The sequence below is a fragment of the Aestuariirhabdus sp. LZHN29 genome (assembly GCF_049985285.1).
GTDB lineage: Bacteria > Pseudomonadota > Gammaproteobacteria > Pseudomonadales > Aestuariirhabdaceae > Aestuariirhabdus.
Genome location: NZ_JBNIEU010000001.1, coordinates 922,944 through 940,720, shown reverse-complemented (window position 1 = coordinate 940,720; position 17,777 = coordinate 922,944). Strand labels below are relative to the sequence as shown.

The 17,777-nt window shown below is 56.1% G+C and carries 16 protein-coding genes; 12 read left to right on the top strand and 4 right to left on the bottom strand.

Going from position 1 to position 17,777, the window contains the following annotated elements; all coding sequences use genetic code 11:
• Positions 1–48 precede the first annotated feature (48 nt).
• Entirely contained in the window at positions 49–1,074 is a 1,026-nt protein-coding gene (locus tag ACP3PW_RS04560) for a phosphotransferase family protein (RefSeq protein WP_426415484.1), read from the top strand.
• Positions 1,071–2,357 carry a phosphopyruvate hydratase gene (gene eno, locus ACP3PW_RS04555; protein WP_426415483.1) on the top strand — a complete coding sequence of 429 codons (1,287 nt, stop codon included), beginning with the start codon at positions 1,071–1,073 and terminating at the stop codon, positions 2,355–2,357. The genes ACP3PW_RS04560 and eno overlap by 4 nt, the downstream gene beginning before the upstream one ends.
• A 79-nt stretch (positions 2,358–2,436) precedes the next feature.
• Here the strand turns inward: eno and ACP3PW_RS04550 are convergent, their stop codons facing one another.
• Positions 2,437–3,360 (bottom strand): DMT family transporter, encoded by a 924-nt coding sequence (locus ACP3PW_RS04550; RefSeq protein ID WP_426415482.1) that lies wholly within the window; start codon positions 3,358–3,360, stop codon positions 2,437–2,439.
• 232 nt (positions 3,361–3,592) lie between these two features.
• Between ACP3PW_RS04550 and ada the strand changes: the two genes are divergently transcribed.
• From ada to ACP3PW_RS04535, 3 genes are all read left to right on the top strand, one after another.
• A complete protein-coding gene (gene ada, locus ACP3PW_RS04545; RefSeq protein WP_426415481.1) occupies positions 3,593–4,657 on the top strand; it encodes a bifunctional DNA-binding transcriptional regulator/O6-methylguanine-DNA methyltransferase Ada in 1,065 nt (354 codons plus the stop codon).
• 279 nt (positions 4,658–4,936) lie between these two features.
• Positions 4,937–5,413 (top strand): DUF2947 domain-containing protein, encoded by a 477-nt coding sequence (locus tag ACP3PW_RS04540; protein ID WP_426415480.1) that lies wholly within the window; start codon positions 4,937–4,939, stop codon positions 5,411–5,413.
• Between the two features lie 53 nt (positions 5,414–5,466).
• On the top strand, positions 5,467–7,089 hold the full coding sequence (locus ACP3PW_RS04535; RefSeq protein ID WP_426415479.1) for an acyl-CoA synthetase: 1,623 nt from the start codon (positions 5,467–5,469) through the stop codon (positions 7,087–7,089).
• A 36-nt stretch (positions 7,090–7,125) separates the two neighbouring features.
• Here ACP3PW_RS04535 and ACP3PW_RS04530 read toward each other — a convergent pair whose 3' ends face one another.
• On the bottom strand, positions 7,126–7,812 hold the full coding sequence (locus tag ACP3PW_RS04530) for an endonuclease (protein ID WP_426415478.1): 687 nt from the start codon (positions 7,810–7,812) through the stop codon (positions 7,126–7,128).
• A gap of 166 nt (positions 7,813–7,978) precedes the next feature.
• Entirely contained in the window at positions 7,979–8,263 is a 285-nt protein-coding gene (locus tag ACP3PW_RS04525; RefSeq protein ID WP_426415477.1) for a hypothetical protein, read from the bottom strand.
• 131 nt (positions 8,264–8,394) lie between these two features.
• Between ACP3PW_RS04525 and ACP3PW_RS04520 the strand changes: the two genes are divergently transcribed.
• From ACP3PW_RS04520 to ACP3PW_RS04510, 3 genes are all read left to right on the top strand, one after another.
• Positions 8,395–8,934, top strand: a complete 540-nt coding sequence (locus ACP3PW_RS04520) for a cytochrome P460 family protein (protein WP_426415476.1) — start codon at positions 8,395–8,397, stop codon at positions 8,932–8,934.
• A gap of 3 nt (positions 8,935–8,937) precedes the next feature.
• The gene (locus ACP3PW_RS04515) at positions 8,938–9,945 is read left to right on the top strand and encodes a PQQ-binding-like beta-propeller repeat protein (RefSeq protein ID WP_426415475.1); all 1,008 of its coding nucleotides are present in this window, start codon (positions 8,938–8,940) and stop codon (positions 9,943–9,945) included.
• 97 nt (positions 9,946–10,042) lie between these two features.
• Complete coding sequence (locus ACP3PW_RS04510; protein WP_426415474.1) at positions 10,043–11,146, top strand: phosphoribosylaminoimidazolesuccinocarboxamide synthase; 1,104 nt, start codon at positions 10,043–10,045, stop codon at positions 11,144–11,146.
• Between the two features lie 78 nt (positions 11,147–11,224).
• Here ACP3PW_RS04510 and ACP3PW_RS04505 read toward each other — a convergent pair whose 3' ends face one another.
• A complete protein-coding gene (locus ACP3PW_RS04505; RefSeq protein ID WP_426415473.1) occupies positions 11,225–12,598 on the bottom strand; it encodes a glutamine synthetase family protein in 1,374 nt (457 codons plus the stop codon).
• Between the two features lie 228 nt (positions 12,599–12,826).
• Here ACP3PW_RS04505 and ACP3PW_RS04500 point away from each other — a divergent pair, with 228 nt between their 5' ends.
• From ACP3PW_RS04500 to ACP3PW_RS04485, 4 genes are all read left to right on the top strand, one after another.
• Positions 12,827–13,657, top strand: a complete 831-nt coding sequence (locus ACP3PW_RS04500) for a gamma-glutamyl-gamma-aminobutyrate hydrolase family protein (RefSeq protein WP_426415472.1) — start codon at positions 12,827–12,829, stop codon at positions 13,655–13,657.
• Positions 13,658–13,659: 2 nt separating this feature from the next.
• The gene (locus tag ACP3PW_RS04495; RefSeq protein ID WP_426415471.1) at positions 13,660–15,006 is read left to right on the top strand and encodes a glutamine synthetase family protein; all 1,347 of its coding nucleotides are present in this window, start codon (positions 13,660–13,662) and stop codon (positions 15,004–15,006) included.
• Between the two features lie 41 nt (positions 15,007–15,047).
• Positions 15,048–16,427, top strand: coding sequence for an aspartate aminotransferase family protein (locus tag ACP3PW_RS04490; RefSeq protein ID WP_426415470.1), 1,380 nt, complete (start codon positions 15,048–15,050; stop codon positions 16,425–16,427).
• A 198-nt stretch (positions 16,428–16,625) separates the two neighbouring features.
• The gene (locus tag ACP3PW_RS04485) at positions 16,626–17,729 is read left to right on the top strand and encodes an extracellular solute-binding protein (protein ID WP_426415469.1); all 1,104 of its coding nucleotides are present in this window, start codon (positions 16,626–16,628) and stop codon (positions 17,727–17,729) included.
• Positions 17,730–17,777: the final 48 nt, after the last annotated feature.

Sequence of the window (17,777 nt, the reverse complement as noted above, 5' to 3'; positions counted from 1 at the left end):
TGCAAACGTTTGCGCAATTTGTTGCTCTGACAGGAAGAGAGGTAGAAAATGCAACCCAATGACACGACGCTGGCGGTACCGGACCAGGGGATGCTCGAGAGCTTGATGGGGTTGGGCCTGCTTCCAGAGCCGGAAAGCGCCACCTATGAGGCATTAACCGGCGGGGTATCATCAGATATCTGGCGGGTATGCACAGAGGGGCGGGAGTACTGTGTTAAACGTGCACTGTCCAAGCTAAAGGTGGAGGCCGCCTGGTTTGCACCGGTTGAACGCAACCAGTATGAGGTTGCCTGGTATGAGTGTGCCAATGAGATTGTGCCGGGGGCGGCCCCGACTATATTGGCTCAGGATAGCCAGGCCATGTTATTTGCGATGGAGTTTCTTGATCCGCAAACCCACCGCCTTTGGAAAACCGAACTGCACGCGGGAAGGGCTGATAGCCGCCAGGCGGCGATGGCCGGAACGATTCTGGGTCGGATCCATAGGGAAACAGCAACAGACCCGGCAGTCAGGGCGCGGTTTCCAGAAACGGGTATTTTTCATGCGATACGACTGGAACCCTATCTTGAAGCAACCGCTGAGAGGCATCCCGACCTTAAGCAGATACTGTTTTCCCTGAGCCGAAGAACCGCAGAGACATCTCTCACCATGATCCACGGAGATGTGAGTCCAAAGAACATTCTGCTGGGACCCAGGGGGCCGGTTTTTCTGGATGCAGAGTGCGCATGCATGGGGGACCCTGCATTTGATCTCGCTTTCTGCCTTAACCACTTTCTTCTTAAATGCTTGTGGACCCCGGGCTCGAAGGAGAGTTTCCTAGAATGCTTCCGGGAGATGACCGAAAGCTACCTGAAAGAGGTGAACTGGGAGTCTGCGGAAGTTATGGAAGCCAGGGCGGCGAGCCTGTTACCGGGTCTTTTTTTGGCTCGGGTGGATGGTAAGTCTCCCGCTGAATATATCACCGCCGATAGCGACAAGGAGCGAGTGCGTAGATGCGCTCGAGCCCTGTTGTTTGACCCGCCAACCCGGCTGCAGTCCGTAGCCGCTGCCTGGAATCAGGAGTTATTGAAATGAGTGTAGAAATAAAAACGGCTAAGGGGCGGCGAGTATGGGACTCGAGAGGACGTCCGACGATAGAGACTGAAATCGAACTGGTGTCCGGGGCGGTGGGGCGTGCTATCGCTCCCGCCGGAGCTTCGACCGGCAGTGGGGAGGCTGTCGACAAGCGAGATGGAGGCGATACCTTTGGTGGATTCGATGTAAAAGCTGGAGTAGCCGCCGTAAACGGAGAGATTGCGAACTGCTTGCGGGGGCTGGATGCATCAGATCAGGAACAGGTGGATGCGGCGTTGATAGAGCTCGATGGTACGGCCAACAAAAGCCGTCTGGGCGGAAACGCATTGATAGCAACATCCATGGCGGTCGCCCATGGGGCAGCGGCCGAGGCGGAACTCCCCCTATGGCAATATTTGGGTAAAGGGCGCGACGACTTTTTTTTACCGTTGCCTGAAATCCAGATCTTTGGTGGTGGAGCCCATGCCGGGCGACGGGTCGATGTGCAGGATTTCATGGTGATTGCGACAGGGGCAAAAACCTATGAGCAAGCGCTGGAGTGGACCGCAGAGGTTTACCGTTGCGCGGGCCGGATAATGACTGAAGCAGGCCTGAATCAGGGCGTTGCAGACGAGGGTGGTTACTGGCCCGCGTTTGTTTCCAACGAACAGGCGCTGGATTATTTGGTACGGGCCATAGAGGGGGCAGGATTCATTCCTGGTGAGGACGTCGCCATATCGCTGGATATTGCCGCGACGGATTTCGGAAAAGCGGGTCGTTACCAGCTATCGGCTGACAAGCGCGAGGTAGATTCCGATGGCCTGTCCGAGATGCTGTTGCGGTGGATCGAGCGATACCCGATTGTTGCCATTGAAGATCCGCTCGGTGAAGATGACCCTGAGGCTATGGCGGCGTTTACGGCAGCAGCGGGCGATAAGGTAGAGGTCATCGCGGATGACTTTATCTGCACCTCGGCCTCACGAATTGAGGAAGCGCACCGTGGAGGAGCGTGCAATACCGCATTGATAAAGCCCAATCAGGTGGGCACCTTGACTGAAACCAAGGCAGCCCTTGATAGGTCGCGGCAGCTGGGGTGGGAGTCAATTGTATCGGCGCGCTCGGGGGAGACCGAAGATACGACCATAGTCCATCTGGCGGTGGGCTGGGGGGTCAAACAGCTGAAAGTAGGCTCGTTCAGCCGCTCGGAGCGTATGGCTAAGTGGAATGAAGGCTTAAGGGTTGCCGAGACGCTGGGCCAGCAAGGTGGACGGCTGGCTCCTCGCAAGAGCTTTCCCTGGGGGTAATCTATCGACTGGGGGGGGGCGCCGCGCCCCCCGCCAGCACAGGTCATTCGACAAATCAGCTGACAGCCGAACAGTGCGGCTAGACCTTTGCAGAGATCCTGCGTTGCCACAGGCGCCCGTCGATGGCAGAAAAGCCCAGTGCGATAAGTGCCATGCCCACGAAATGTACGCTATCAAGGGACTCACCGAGGAACAGGGCACCAAGCAAAATGGCTGAAACCGGAACCAGCAGGGTGACTAACAGGGCGTTGGTTGCACCGGCCAACTCGAGAATCTTGAAGTAGAGAACATAGGCAATGGCCGTCGATAGGACCGCAAGCCCCACAACCGCAGCCCAGACCTCTGTTCCGGGGCCGGCTATGTCGAGTGGACCGTCTACGGTGAGCGCAACAGGAACCATAACCAGCGTGGACGCCGTTACCTGGCCGGCAGCGACCACGACAGGGTTGATTCCCATGGTTCGGAAGCGGCGGCCATAGACCCCCGCAAAAGCGTAGGATAGCGCGGCGCCGACGATCGCCAGTTGCGCCAGGGTGCTATCGCTCTGTCCCATAGCGGGCAAACCGATCATCACCACAACGCCGATAAAGCCGAGTGCGACCCCAATAATTTTTAACACCGTGGCGCGTTCGTCGTGCAGCAGCGCTCCTGCCACAACAACGGCAAAAAGCGGAGTTGTGGCGTTAAGAATGGAGGCCAGCCCGGACGCAATCTGGGTCTGTCCCCAGACAATAAGGGTAAATGGAACCACATTATTGAGTAGTCCCATGCCAAGAAAAGCGATCCAGGCCTGCAACTGTTTGGGGGGGCGCAGCCCCATTGCCCATGCGATGCACCATAGCGCGATCGCCGCCAGCCCGACCCGAAGAGCGACAATGGTCAGGGCAGGCATTTCGGTAACCGCGACACCGACAAAGAAAAAGGAGCCGCCCCAGCGCAGGGATAACAGGATCAACATGATCCATTCGCGGGTGCCCATGGCAGTGTTAATAGCGGGTGTCATCGTAGCTCCTGGTGTCGCTTCAGCACATAGTGCAGCGAGCTTATAGGGCAAGAGGATTACAAACCATCCGCTTCTTGCTTTTATAGGCTTAACCGGGAAAATTTATCTGCAAAGTGGCGCTCAGGGGCAGGGTTTGGAAAAACAGCAATGAATGGGCAAGAAACGGATAGCGCTCTGGTTGGAAAACGGGTCATAGTAGCGCGGTATCACCCCCTCGGAACAGGATCATGAGATGACGATGCCCTCTGAACAGCAGATGCGACAGGCGATTGCGGCGCGGGATAAAACCCAGGATGGCCTGTTTTTTTACGGCGTTATCACGACCCGAGTGTTCTGCCGCCCATCGTGCAGTTCGCGTTCAGCCAACGCTGAAAATCTGCGCTTCTTTCCCAGTGTTGAAGCGGCCATAGTGGCGGGATATCGACCCTGTAAACGTTGCCTGGCGGCAGGGGAAACGGAGAGGGTAGCAGGCCTGGTGGCCATAGCGCGTCACATTGAATCCCATGCCGATGAGGTGCTGACACTGGCTACCCTGGCAGGTATCGCAGGGCTGTCGCCCTCCAGGTTACAGCGACTATTCAAAGCTGCATTCGGGGTTTCACCCAAAGCCTATCAGGATGCGGTACGAATGCAGCGTTTCAAAGCATCACTGAAGCAGGGTGAGGGTGTCACGGATGCTATCTTTGCTTCCGGGTTTGGCTCGGTAAGCCGGGTTTACGGTGAAGCTACCCGCAATATCGGCATGACACCCAAGGCCTATAGGGCGGGGGGCGCAGGTGAGGAGATCACCTATGCGTGCCGTGATACCGCGTTGGGTCTTATGGTAATGGCGGCCACGGACAGGGGGGTCTGCTTTGTCCAGTTCGGCGAAGATGAAGCGTCCTTACTATCGGGTTTGCAACAGGAGTTTCCCAAGGCCGCGTTAAACCCCTCAGCAGCCCAGGAGTCACCGCAGCTCGATGCCTGGATGAACGCCCTGGATCAGCATATTAGTGAGGGGGCACCCTGGCCGGATCTGCCCCTCGATATGCGCGGCACGGCGTTTCAACTGAAGGTCTGGCAGTTTTTGCTGAGCATTCGAGAGGGGGATCTGCTCAGCTATAGCGAGTTGGCCGCGCAGATCGATCAACCTAAAGCCGTTCGGGCGGTGGCATCGGCCTGTGCAAAGAATCGAATCGGGGTGCTGATTCCCTGCCATCGGGTGCTAAGGAGCGATGGCAGCCTGGGAGGGTATCGCTGGGGGTTGGCGCGTAAAAGGGCACTAATCGACAGCGAAAGGGCGCGGCGCGCCCGCTAAACTAGCCGATACACCTGTTCATTGGGCGTCGCCTTATCTGTTGGGTTGAGTAATGATGTCGCGCCTCTTAAGGGGACTGGCCGCAAAAAACTACGCCGTGTCACCATCCAGGGATCAGTAAGTGGCCGTTGAAGAGATACCGGGTTGCGCCCACATGCATTAGCGGTTGCAGCGAGGAAGCCAACATAGGAGAGGAACTCCCCCTCTGGTACGGCAGCATTTTCGGCGCCGTGATGTTAGGCTGTGGCCCTCCTACTTAGCACAGATTAATCCACCCTTATGAGTCAACCCTCCCTCGACAGTTACCGCAAAGCCTGGGTGTTTCGGCATAAAGATATGCCCGTTACCGGGGCGGATCTGGAGCAGATCCTGCCCCTGGGCGAGGCCCGTAGCATGCAGCTGTGGCAACAGCATGTGAGCAGGCAGAGCCAGCACCCGGAGCAGTTTGGTGGCGACGACTGGGCCGCCAATGCAACAACCTGGGGGCATGAGGGGCAATGGCAAGCGCAGTGGGAGAGTGAAGATGCTGCGTTGCCAGCGGAGCTGTTGGAGGCGATAGACTGGGCGGACAATACGGTAGTCTATTTTTGCTACCACAGCCGGGATGTGATCCAGACTCACTGGGGTATATTCCGGCGTCACTGGAAAAACTTCCTGTTCTTCGATGAGGGTCCGTTGTTGTTGGGTAAGCGCCGCCTCCAGGTAGTGCAGTTTCATGAGGACGGCCGCTATACCATCGGTCAACGGCCAGGCTAGCCTTCGCCTTCTGGCGTAAGGCACTATGGAGTCAAACCCTAAGAGGACTCCCCGTGCTGCCCAATAATCCCCAACAGAGTTACCAGCAACTGCGAGAATCGTTTCGCTGGTCGCTTCCTGAGCGTTACAACATCGGTGAGGATGTGTGTGATCGCTGGGCTGCCATTGACCCAGAGCGCATTGCGATTTTGCATCAGTCGGCGGGAGCGGAGCCGGAAGCGTTTAGTTACCAGCGCCTGAAGGAGTGTTCCAACCGCCTCGCAAACCTGATGATCGAGCTCGGGGTTCAGCAGGGGGACCGGGTGGGGGTGTTGCTGGGCCAGTGCCCGGAAACCGCTTTTGGCCATATCGCAATCTATAAGATGGCGGCCATTGCGGTGCCACTGTTTTCATTGTTTGAACGGGATGCGCTGCTCTACCGCCTCAGTGATTCGGGCTGTCGCGTAGTGATTACTGACCGCATCGGGGCCGCCAAACTGGAACCCCTAAGGTGCCAGCTACCCGCCCTGGAGCAGGTGCTGGTGATCGATTCATCGGCGGGTGACGAACGGGACCTCTACGCCGGACTGGAAAACCATTCGGTCGAGTTTGAACCGGTACAGACCACAGCGGACACACCAGCGCTGATCATCTATACCTCGGGTACTACAGGCCAGCCGAAAGGGGCTCTGCACGGCCACCGGGTGTTGCTGGGGCATCTGCCGGGTGTCGAACTCTCCCATAACCTTTTCCCCCAACCCGGGGATCGCATCTGGACCCCCGCCGACTGGGCGTGGATCGGTGGCCTCTACGACGTATTGCTGTCGGCACTGCACCACGGCGTCACGGTGGTCTCCCGTCGTTTTTCCCGATTTGACCCCGAGGCCGCGCTAACCCTTATTGCACAACTGGGTATTCGCAATCTGTTTATGCCCCCTACCGCGTTAAAGATGATGCGAACCCTCGGGGATATTCGAGGCCGCTGGCCGTTGCAGTTACGCACCATCGCCAGTGGAGGCGAGCCCCTGGGGGAGGAGTTACTGCAGTGGGCGCAGCAGCAGCTGGGGGTAACCATTAATGAGTTCTATGGCCAGACCGAGTGCAATATGATTGTTTCGAACTGTACCACGCTGATGCCATCTCGGCCGGGTTCCATGGGAATGGCGGTGCCGGGGCACGAACTCGCCGTGCTCGATGTTGAGGGCGAACCCGTTGCCGCCGGCACCGTGGGTACCATCGCCATAAAACACCCGGACCCGGTTATGTTTTTGGGTTACTGGAATAACGAAAGGGCGACCCGCGAACGATTTGTGGGTGACTGGATGCTCACCGGAGATCTGGCACTGCAAGACGCGGATGGTTACCTCTATTTCCAGGCCCGGGACGATGACCTGATCACCAGCTCGGGCTATCGTTTTGGCCCGGCAGAGATCGAAAACTGCCTGCTCTCCCACGAGGCCGTGAGCATGGTCGCGGTGGTGGGTAAAGATGACCCGGTTCGCACCCAGATCGTTAAAGCCTTTGTGGTGTTGAATTCAGGATACCCGGGTGATGCCGCACTGGTGCAGGTATTGCAAGCGCACGTGAAAACACGCCTTGCGTCCCACGAGTACCCCCGCGAGGTCGAATTTGTCGAGTCGTTGCCGATGACCGTGACCGGAAAAATTATTCGCAAGGCGTTGCGGGAGCGGGACTAGTGATTTGACCCCCTGCCGGGACAGGCTCGGGGGGATTTACTGCGCGCTCACCCAGGGGTTGGAATCCCCCTGTCGGGCGGCGATGCGCTGATTCCGCTCCCGTTCCCAGCCGCTGACCGGGTAACGCCGGTGCCAGTCCTGCAGCAGACGGCGTTGGGCGGGACTCATGGTTAATCCATATTTTTCGTGCACATAAAGGTAGATACGGGCGATCTCTCCCCGTTTAAGGGCGGGAGGTTCCGCTTTTCGTGCCTTGAAATCCACTTTGAATTCACAGGCACCGTACATGGCCGGGTGCTCCCCCAGCATCGAAAAGCGGTAGTTGGAGCGGTCGCCGTTGATCTCGCCGATGGCGGGCACCAGGTTGTGCAGATCCGCCTCCATCTGCTTAAACGCAGGATCTTTTTTACAGGCTTTGCGCCCCCCCTGCTGCCAGCACTGGCGCTGGTGGCCCAGGGTCCAGGCCGGCACCACGTGTTCCCACTCAATGCGTTCGGCGCGCCGGGGCTGTTTGCGCACTTCGTAGCCGCAATGGGCGAGGTCGGGTATCAGTTTTTTGCCCTGCTGTTGGTAGCGGCAGTTGCAGTAAAAGCTGGCGGGGTTGTCCGCGTAGATCTCCCTTGCCTCCTGTTTGGCAGCGCTGAAATTGCTCGCGGCAACGGTCAGGGAGGGGCAAAGGAGCAGGCCAAGAGACAGAAAGATGTGGCGAACAACGGGAGGCATCAGAGGACTCAATACAGCAGCGAAAACGGGCTCTTGAGGGGGGATTATCTCTGGCCTCGTCCCCCTTGTAAATCGGCGGGGAGCCGGTGCCTGCTGGTTGCACCGTGGCTACCCGCTCTGGCGCGGTGGGTTTTGATACGGGCGCTACGCAGAGGGGGACAGCGCGTCAGGGCACGGCCTGGTGGTGGCTGGTGACCCGATACCCTTTTGGAGAGCGCTCCATACGCAGGGTCAGGCAGCACTCTTCGTTTTTGGGCTCTTTGGCGTTGTGAAATAGCAGGGTTAGTTTGCCGCCACCATCGTCCCAGAACCCACGATCAAACCTCCACTCTATCCCGCACTCCCCCCCGTGCTGCTTGGCCAGCTCTGAGCAGAGCCCCTGCTTTAAGCCCGCCTGGGACAGTTCGGACTCGTTTTGTAGCAGCATCAGTTGTTTCGATAATCGGATCACGTGGAACTCCTGTCGTGGAGCGACCAGTGTAAGAAACATCGCTTGCGAAAGAAATTGGTTTGAGTCGCGCTCTTATACCTTGAAAGGCTCGCGAACCTTGTTACTCCAACTACGAATAAGGGAATACGACGATGAAAAAGAGATGGGTTCTGGCGCTGGGCTCAGCGTTACTCAGTAGTGCTGTGATGGCGGCACCTTTCGGTGAAGAAGCGGATATCAAATATTCACAAGACCTCTGGTCTGCACTGTCCAGTGCCGGTCTGGTGGGTGCCGATGCAATCATGTCGACCCCCTATACGGGGCAGCATCCCCATGGCGCTGTGCTCGATACCATTGACGCGAAGGTGTCGGTCGGCGGTGTCAATGACCTGGTGATCATCAAACGAAACTACGGTGGTGAAGGGGTCAGCAAGCAGGCGGTGGCGGATAATCCGTCGAAGTACCTTCAGGCGGTCACCGTTATGTACAAGCGCAAAGGGTTCGATGCCGATAATCAGGACTGGTTCTGGGTGAAGTACAAGCCCGATGGCTCCCTCCATGTAAATCCCAAGGGGATGCAGTTGGCAGGCGCTGTCGCCAAGGGTGCGAAGGCCGGCTGCATCGCCTGTCATACAGCGGCACCCGGTGGTGACATGGTGTTTAACCATGACCGCTACGCCAAGGGGATGTAGTCTATGGGCCGGAACAGGTGGTGGCTAGGGTGGTTATTGTGGCTTCCGCTGTTGGCATCTGCACAGGAGCCTGTCCGGCCTGCTAACCCCCTGCGGGTGGATATTGAGGGTGTCGGTACGGGTGTTGTGGTGTCGGATCAGGGGGTGGCGCTCTTTAGCGGCGACTCCCTGCAAAGACAGTGGCGGGTGCTTGATGGGCAAAGCGTGTTCGAGCCGGTCGCCAACGGGCGCTCGATCCTGGTCGGCAGTAGCAGGGGCATTTATGCGATCAACCCGGCCGATGGAAGTTTCAGGTGGCACTATCCGGTGTCGACCACGGCGGTTTATTCGCCGCTGCTGGTGGAGTCGATGGCGGTAGCCGGAGCCACCGACGGTATCCTGCGTGCAGTGGATGTTGGGACTGGGCGTTTATTGTGGCAGCGATCGTTTCCCGGCTGGATCTACACCCCCGCACCCTTGGGCGATCTATTGGTCAGTGGAGGAAGCCACGGCGTGCTGTGGGCCCTGGACCATGAAGGTAAGAGCCGGTGGCAGTTTGATCTTGATGAGGATGAGCTGGTATTCGGTCCGGTGGCGGTGAACGAGTCGTTGTTGATCGCCACTACGTTCTCCGGGAGGGTGGTGGCGCTTGATGAGCAGGGAAATTTGCAGTGGGAGTTAAGGCTGGCGACGCCGGTTAAACGCATTGATTTTCGAGAGGATCAACTCTTGCTGCACCGTTTCGGAGGCAGCCTGTCGCAGGTGGATGCCTATCGCGGTGAGCTTCTGGCGGACTACCCTCTGCAAGGGGGCATCACCCATCTCTCGAGTTGGCACGGGGGCCGCTGGTGGGTGAGCGATAGCGAAGGTCATGTTGAAACCCTGAACAAGCAGGGTGATATGCATTCCATCGGCGCTTTGCAACGACAGGTCGTAGCGGGACCCATTGTATGGAATCAGCGCGTGATGCTGCCGGTCCGCAGGGGCCGTGAGCTGGAGTTTGTGACGTTGGCGGATCCATCGGCACTTTAGGGCGTTGTGGTTTTTTAGCGGATATGGACTCGGAGCCTGGTGCAGGGTAGTATTCTGCCCGAATTTTGAGCAACAACCCTTCGCTAAAGGACCGCCCATGAGCCTTGCCAACAAAGTACTGGCAGTGAACAACGATCTGCCCATCCGCACCAATAACCCCGTGCATAGCGGGAAAGTCCGTTCTGTTTACTGGCTGACGGAAGCCGACAGCAAGCGCCTGATTCGTGAGCGTGGTTACGATGTAGCCAGTGACGCCCCACTAGCGATTATGGTGATAAGTGACCGCATCTCGGCGTTCGATTGCATCTGGCATGGTGAGGGGGGAATGAACGGCGTGCCAGGTAAGGGTGCAGCGCTTAATGCGATCTCCAACCACTGGTTTAAACTGTTTCGAGAGCAGGGCTTGGCCGATAGCCATATTCTCGAGATCCCTCACCCCTTCGTGTGGATCGTACAGAAGGCGCGCCCGGTAATGATCGAGGCGATCTGTCGCCAATACATCACCGGCTCAATGTGGCGAGCCTACACCAAGGGTGAGCGTGAGTTTTGTGGGATCGAGATCGCTGAGGGGCTGGAAAAGGACCAGAAGCTGCCCGAGCTCCTGATCACCCCATCGACTAAAGGGATTCTGAGCGGTATTCCCGGTGTCCCTGAGGCCGATGATGTCAATATTACGCGCCAAAACATCGAACAGAATTTCGCAGCGTTCAACTTCAGTTGTAAGGAGGATATCGACCGTTACGAGCGTTTGCTTAAAGAGGGCTTCGATGTAATCAGCGACGAATTGGCGAAGTTGGATCAGGTGTTCGTGGATACCAAATTTGAGTTTGGTTACGTTACCGACGCCAGCGGTGAGGAAAAACTGATCTATATGGACGAGGTAGGCACCCCCGATTCCTCGCGTATCTGGGATGGCGCCAGTTACCGGGAGGGGAAGGTGGTGGAAAACTCCAAGGAGGGGTTCCGTCAGTTGTTGCTTAATCATTTCCCCGACCCCGATATCCTTCTGAACAAGGATCGGATGCCCGAGCGCGAGGCGTTGGCACGCGACAACGCGTTACCGGAATCGGTATTGATGGCGGTTTCAAAGACCTATGTCGATATTGCCGAGAAGATTACCGGCGAAGCGCTGGTGCTGTCCGACAACCCCAAGGCCGAGATCATCGAGATCTTGCGTGACCAGTTTGGCCTGATCGACTAACAGTACGATTGCCTGCGGGTTAAAAAACCTCACGGGATCTCTTCCCGTGAGGTTCGGATGTTGCACGGGTCGGGCTGTTTAGACCGTGCGCAAATACCACTTGTACTCCAGATCCGAGATCGACTTTTCGAACTCCACCATTTCGTGTTCCTTGCAGATACAGTAGGTGCTGAGGAACTCTTCCCCCAGGTAGCTCTGCAGGGGGTCCGACTCCTGCAGCAGGCGAAGGGCATCCCTCAGGTTGTCGGCGAGGCTCGGTTCCAGCTGCTCATAGGCATTACCCTTGAGCACCGGTTGGCACTCCAGTCGGTTGGTCACGCCGTGATGGATGCCGGCAAGAATGGAGGCCATCGCCAGGTAGGGGTTGGCATCGGCACCGGAAACCCGGTGTTCAATGCGGGTCGCTGCACGATCTCCAGCGGGAATGCGCAGTGCGGTTGTACGGTTATCCACTCCCCAGCTGGGTGTGTTGGGGGTGTAGAAGTCGGGAGAGAAACGGCGGTAGCTGTTGACGTTAGGGCAAAATAGCGCCATTGACGCCGGCATCAACTCCAATAATCCTGCCAGCGCTTGTTTCATTAGTGGGGCATAGTTGTCGCCACCCTCGCCGGCAAAAGCGTTGTCGCCCGCTTCGTTGATTACGCTCACATGGATGTGCATGCCGTTGCCTGCCAAATCCGGGTAGGGCTTGGCCATAAAGGTCGCTTCGAACCCATGCTTGGTGGCGATGCTTTTAATGACTCGCTTAAGCAGAATGCCATGATCGCAGGCGGCCAGGGGGGCGTCGACGTGGTGAAGGTTGACTTCGAACTGGCCGGGGGCGTATTCGGCGATGATGGTGTCGGCAGGAATGCCCTGTTTTTGGGCGCTATGGATCACGTCTTCGAGAAACTCTGCGTAGTCATCCAGGTCATCCATGGAGTAGACCTGAGTGTTGCTTTCTCGTTTCCCCGAGACGGGAGAGATCGGCGGCTGGGGGGTTAGCTCAGGCGAGAACTCTTTATCCAGCAGGTAAAACTCCATCTCAACGGCGACCACCGGCTTCACACCCAGCTCTTTGAAGCGCTCGACGACATTGGTCAAGACCTGGCGGGGGTTAATGGTGATGGGGGTGCGATCTGCGTGATGCATCGTCATCAGCAATTGGGCGGTTGGGCGTTTTTGCCAAGGCACCAGAGAGAGTGTGCCGGGAATCGGGTAGCAGTATTTGTCGGCATCCCCGGTGGCGAGCCCGACGCCGGTTTCCTCTACCGTGTTGCCGCGGATATCCAGCGAAAAAATAGATTCAGGCAGGCAGATGCCTTTGCTATAGGCTTTCTCGAGAACAGAAGGATCAACCCGCTTACCTCGAATAACGCCGTTCATATCGGGAATCAACAGGTCGATGGTCGTGAGTTCAGGGTGCTTTGCTAAAAACTCGGGCCCCTCATTATCGTAAGCTGAATTATTCATAGATTGCCTGATTGTAAAATATATTTATCAATGACTGTGTGATATTTAGTGAATATTAAGCCGGTATTAAAGTCAAGCAATGCCCCTGGCGAGGGTAGGGGTAAAGCGACCTTTTATGCACCAATATAGGTACAAAGAGATGTTTTTATGCTCGTTTTTGAGGCCTTTGAGAGATTTTTATGGGGGTAAAAAAGAATCTTTGTGTTGTTTTTTTTTTAATGATATCGTGTGAAAAATCGAACAAAAATCACGCTAAGCAAAGTGAACACCATCATGTCGAGCAACAACAAGCCGGTCACACAGAGTAAGCCTTTGGTAGGCGTGTCAGCCTGCACCCGCCAACTGGGCATTCATCCTTTCCATGTTGCCGGCCACAAATACATTGCGGGCGTGGTAGCGGGTTCCGACGTATTACCAGTGATTATTCCATCCCTTGGCGAGGAGCTGGATGTTCATGCAACATTGGCGAGGCTGGATGGTTTGCTGTTAACCGGTTCCTATTCGATGGTGCAACCCCACCTTTATGGTGCCCAGAGCAGCGTTGATCCGGCGGAGCTAGACCTGGGTCGTGACGCTACGACCCTGCCCCTGATCCGCGAAGCGATTGCCAGCGGTGTGCCTATCCTCTCGGTTTGCAGGGGGTTTCAGGAGATGAACGTAGCCTTCGGAGGCTCTCTTCACCAGCGCCTGCACGAGGTAGACGGCTACCAGGAGCATCGTGAGGATAAGGAGCTAACGATTGACCAGCAATACGCGGTTGCCCACCCCGTGATCATACAAGCCGGGGGTGTGCTCGAGTCGTTGGTAGGGTCGGGTGCCCAGATGGTAAATTCGCTCCACACCCAGGGAGTCGATCGCCTCGGCGATGGCTTGCGGGTGGAGGCCATCGCTGAAGACGGATTGGTGGAAGCCTTCTCAGTAGAAGGTGCCCCTGCATTCAGCTTGGCTGTGCAGTGGCACCCGGAGTGGAAAGTGGCCGAGCACCCATTCTATCAAGCGATATTTAAGGCCTTTGGCGACGCTTGCCGCCAGAGGATCCACGAGAAGACTCGAGGTTAATCATGAAAGCCATAGAAAGCTGGCTGAAAGAAAATGGCATTACGGAAGTTGAGTGTCTGGTAGCGGACTTCACCGGTATTGCCCGCGGTAAAATTATGCCCGCAAACAAATTTATGAAAGAGCGGGGTATTCGCCTGCCGGAGTCGGTTGCCCTGCAAAGTGTAACCGGTGATTACGTTGCGGACGACCTCTACTACAAGCTGGTTGACCCGGCAGAGATCGATATGCGCGTGCAACCCGATGAGAACGCGATGTTCCTGGTTCCCTGGGCGTTGGAGCCTACCGCCCAGATCATTCATGACACCTATGATAAGCAGGGCAACCCGGTCGAGCTGTGCCCACGCAATATCCTCAAGAAAGTGATGGCGCTCTACGATGCCAAAGGATGGAGCCCTATTGTTGCGCCGGAGCTGGAGTTTTACCTGACCAAGCCCAGTAACGACCCGGACCTGCCGCTGGAGCCGCCCGTTGGGCGTTCAGGCCGACAGGAGAGTGGGCGTCAATCCTTTAGCATCGATGCAACGAACGAATACGACCCGCTGTTTGAAGATGTTTATGATTACGCTGAAGCGATGGGGCTCGATGTGGATACTTTGATCCACGAAGAGGGCACCGCACAGATGGAGATCAACTTCCTTCACGGTGCACCGGTGAATCTGGCGGACCAGGTGTTTTTGTTTAAAAGGGTAGTGCGTGAGGCGGCCTTGAAGCATGATGTTCGCGCAACCTTCATGGCTAAGCCGGTGGAAGATGAGCCCGGTAGCTCTATGCACATCCACCAGAGTCTGTTGGACACCAAGACCGGTAAGAATCTCTTTAGTAATGAAGATGGTTCCACGTCGGATCTGTTTATGAACTACATCGCCGGCCTGCAGAAGTACATCCCAAGCACCATGCCGCTGTTTGCTCCCAACGTAAACTCCTACCGCCGCCTGCTGCCCGATACATCGGCCCCAGTTAACGTTGAATGGGGAGAGGATAATCGCACGGTTGCCCTGCGGGTGCCGGATTCCAGCCCTGCCAATCGCCGTATCGAGAACAGGTTGGCCGGCGCCGACGCGAACCCTTACCTTGCCCTGGCCGCGACGCTGTTGTGTGGGTACATGGGTATCGAAGAGGGTTTGAAACCGAGCACGCCCGTTAAAGGCAGCGCCTATAAAATCCGCGATAAAAATATGCCGGTCAACCTCGAACACGCGCTGGATAAAATGGAAAGCTGCGAGACCATGCAAAAAATGCTGGGTGAAAAGTTCATCAATGCCTACGTCGCGGTCAAGCGTGCGGAGTATGAGAACTTCAAACGGGTCATCAGCTCCTGGGAGCGCGAATACCTGTTGCTAACGGTATAAAAACGGTGGCGCAGCAAGCGCCCAAGAACTGTAGGTGAGATATGACAACGGAGATAAAAGCATTGGATACCGCACAATTGCAGGCACTGGATCGAGATCATCATCTGCATCCGTTCACCCATTTCAAAGAGTTGGGGGAAGAGGGTGCTCGCGTCATTGAGCGGGCCGAAGGTGTATACCTGTGGGACAGCAATGGCAACAAAATGCTCGATGCCATGGCTGGGCTTTGGTGTGTCAATATTGGCTATGGACGCAAGGAGTTGGCAGAGGTTGCTTTTAAGCAGATGCAGCAGTTGCCTTACTACAATGCTTTCTTTAAAACGACTCACCAACCGGCGGTAGAGTTGGCCCAGCTTATTGCCGAGGTGACTCCGGCCCACATGCAGCACGTATTTTTCTGCGGTTCGGGTTCCGAAGCCAACGATACGGTGTTGCGCATGGTGCGCCGTTACTGGGATGTAAAGGGAAAGCCTTCGAAGAAAACCATCATCAGCCGAATAAATGCCTACCATGGCTCGACCGTAGCCGGCGCCAGTCTGGGGGGAATGACGTGGATGCATGAGCAGGGTGACTTACCGATCCCGGGTATTGTGCATATTGACCAGCCCTATTGGTTTAAGGAGGGGGGCGACCTCTCACCAGAAGAGTTCGGCCTTAAGGCTGCACAGGCACTGGAAGCCAAAATTCTGGAGCTGGGAGCAGACAACGTCGGTGCATTTATCGCCGAGCCCATTCAGGGGGCGGGTGGCGTCATCGTGCCACCAGAGACCTATTGGCCTGAGATCAAGCGCATTCTGGCTAAATATGAAATATTGTTAGTAATCGACGAAGTGATTTGCGGTTTTGGCCGCACAGGGGAGTGGTTCGGAAGCGATCTCTATGACCTCAAACCAGACCTGATGCCGATCGCCAAGGGGCTATCCTCGGGCTACCTGCCCATCGGGGGCGTAGTGGTTGGTGAGCGCGTTGCGAGAACCCTGATCGACGAAGGTGGCGAGTTTAATCATGGCTACACTTATTCTGGACATCCTGTTGCGGCGGCGGTAGCGGCAGAGAATATTCGCATCCTGAAGGATGAGGGTATTGTGGACCGTGTTCGAGAGGAGACAGGCCCCTATCTGCAACAGCGCTGGCACGAATTGGCAGATCACCCCCTGGTGGGTGAAGTGCGGGGTGTTGGCCTGGTTGGCGCACTCGAATTGACCAACGATAAGGCTGCGCGGACTCGTTTTGACGACAAAGGGTCGGCGGGAACGTTGTGCCGCGATTTCTGTTTTAACAATGGTTTGGTGATGCGGGCGACCGGCGACACCATGATTATCTCGCCACCTCTGGTGATTACCAAAGCCGAGATCGATGAGTTGATCGAGAAAGCAAAATATTGCCTGGATCTGACTGCAAAGGAGTTGGGTGTCATCTGACCCGGATAAAAAGGGTCTATTGATCAAGCAAGGGAAGGAGCAGCGGCGCTGCTCCAATCAACCGAGATAGGAGAAAAACTTAAAACCGTAACTGTTGAACCGATTAGGATTAAAGAAAGGACAGCACTATTGACTGACTCGAGCATTGTTAGCAATAGTTAGCCTTCATATAACTATAACCCGAAACAGGAAAACCCTATGAAGAATGTGATTAAGAGCAGTGTTATCAGCCTTACCGCTGCCTGCGCTCTAGCAGCAGGAGGTCAGGCGGTTGCTGCAGACCGAGTACTCCACGTTTATAACTGGTCCGATTATATTGCCGAAGACACCATCGCCAATTTCGAACAGAAAACCGGCATTAAGGTGACCTACGATGTATTCGATTCCAATGAGGTTCTGGAAGCCAAGCTGCTCTCTGGGGGCTCCGGGTTTGATATTGTAGTCCCCTCAGCGTCTTTCCTCGCACGCCAGGCCAAGGCCGGCGCATTTCAGGAGCTCGACCGCGCAAAATTGAGCAATTGGGGTAACCTGGATTCAGCGATGATGAAAAACCTGGAAGTATACGATCCAGGTAACAAATTCTCGTACCCCTACCTGTGGGGAACAACCGGTATCGGTTTTAACCCGGACAAAGTAAAAGCCGCTTTGGGCGATGTCCCGGTAGATAGCTGGGACATTCTGTTCAAGCCTGAGAACATGAAAAAGCTGGCTTCCTGTGGTGTTGCTGTGTTGGACGCACCAACGGAGATGATGCCTGCGGCGTTGAAGTACCTGGGTAAGGATCCGAACAGCACCAACAAGGCTGACTATGAGGCTGCTACCGAGCTTTTGCTCAGCGTGCGCCCGTACATTACCTATTTCCACTCCTCCAAGTATATCTCTGATCTTGCCAATGGCGATATTTGTGTGGCCGTGGGATGGTCTGGAGACGTGCTGCAAGCAGCGGATCGTGCCGCCGAAGCTGAAAACGGTGTAACCGTTGAATACGTAATCCCGAAAGAGGGCGCGGGCATGTGGTTTGATATGCTTGCTATGCCGACCGACGCCAAAAACGTGGACGAGGCTTACGAGTTCCTCAACTACCTGCTCGAGCCTGAGGTTATGGCAGGCATCTCCGATTACGTCGCTTATGCAAACGGTAATGCGGCAGCGACCAAGTTGGTTGATCCGGAAATTACCGCTAATCCTGGTATCTACCCCACCCCGGAAGCGGCGAAGAACCTGTATCCCTTCAAGGTTCTTCCCAAGAAGATTGATCGTATCGTGACGCGTGCCTGGACGAAGGTAAAGTCCGGCCAGTAAGCGGATCCGGCCATAGCGCAAGTTCGCGCTGTGGCCGCTTTTCATCCA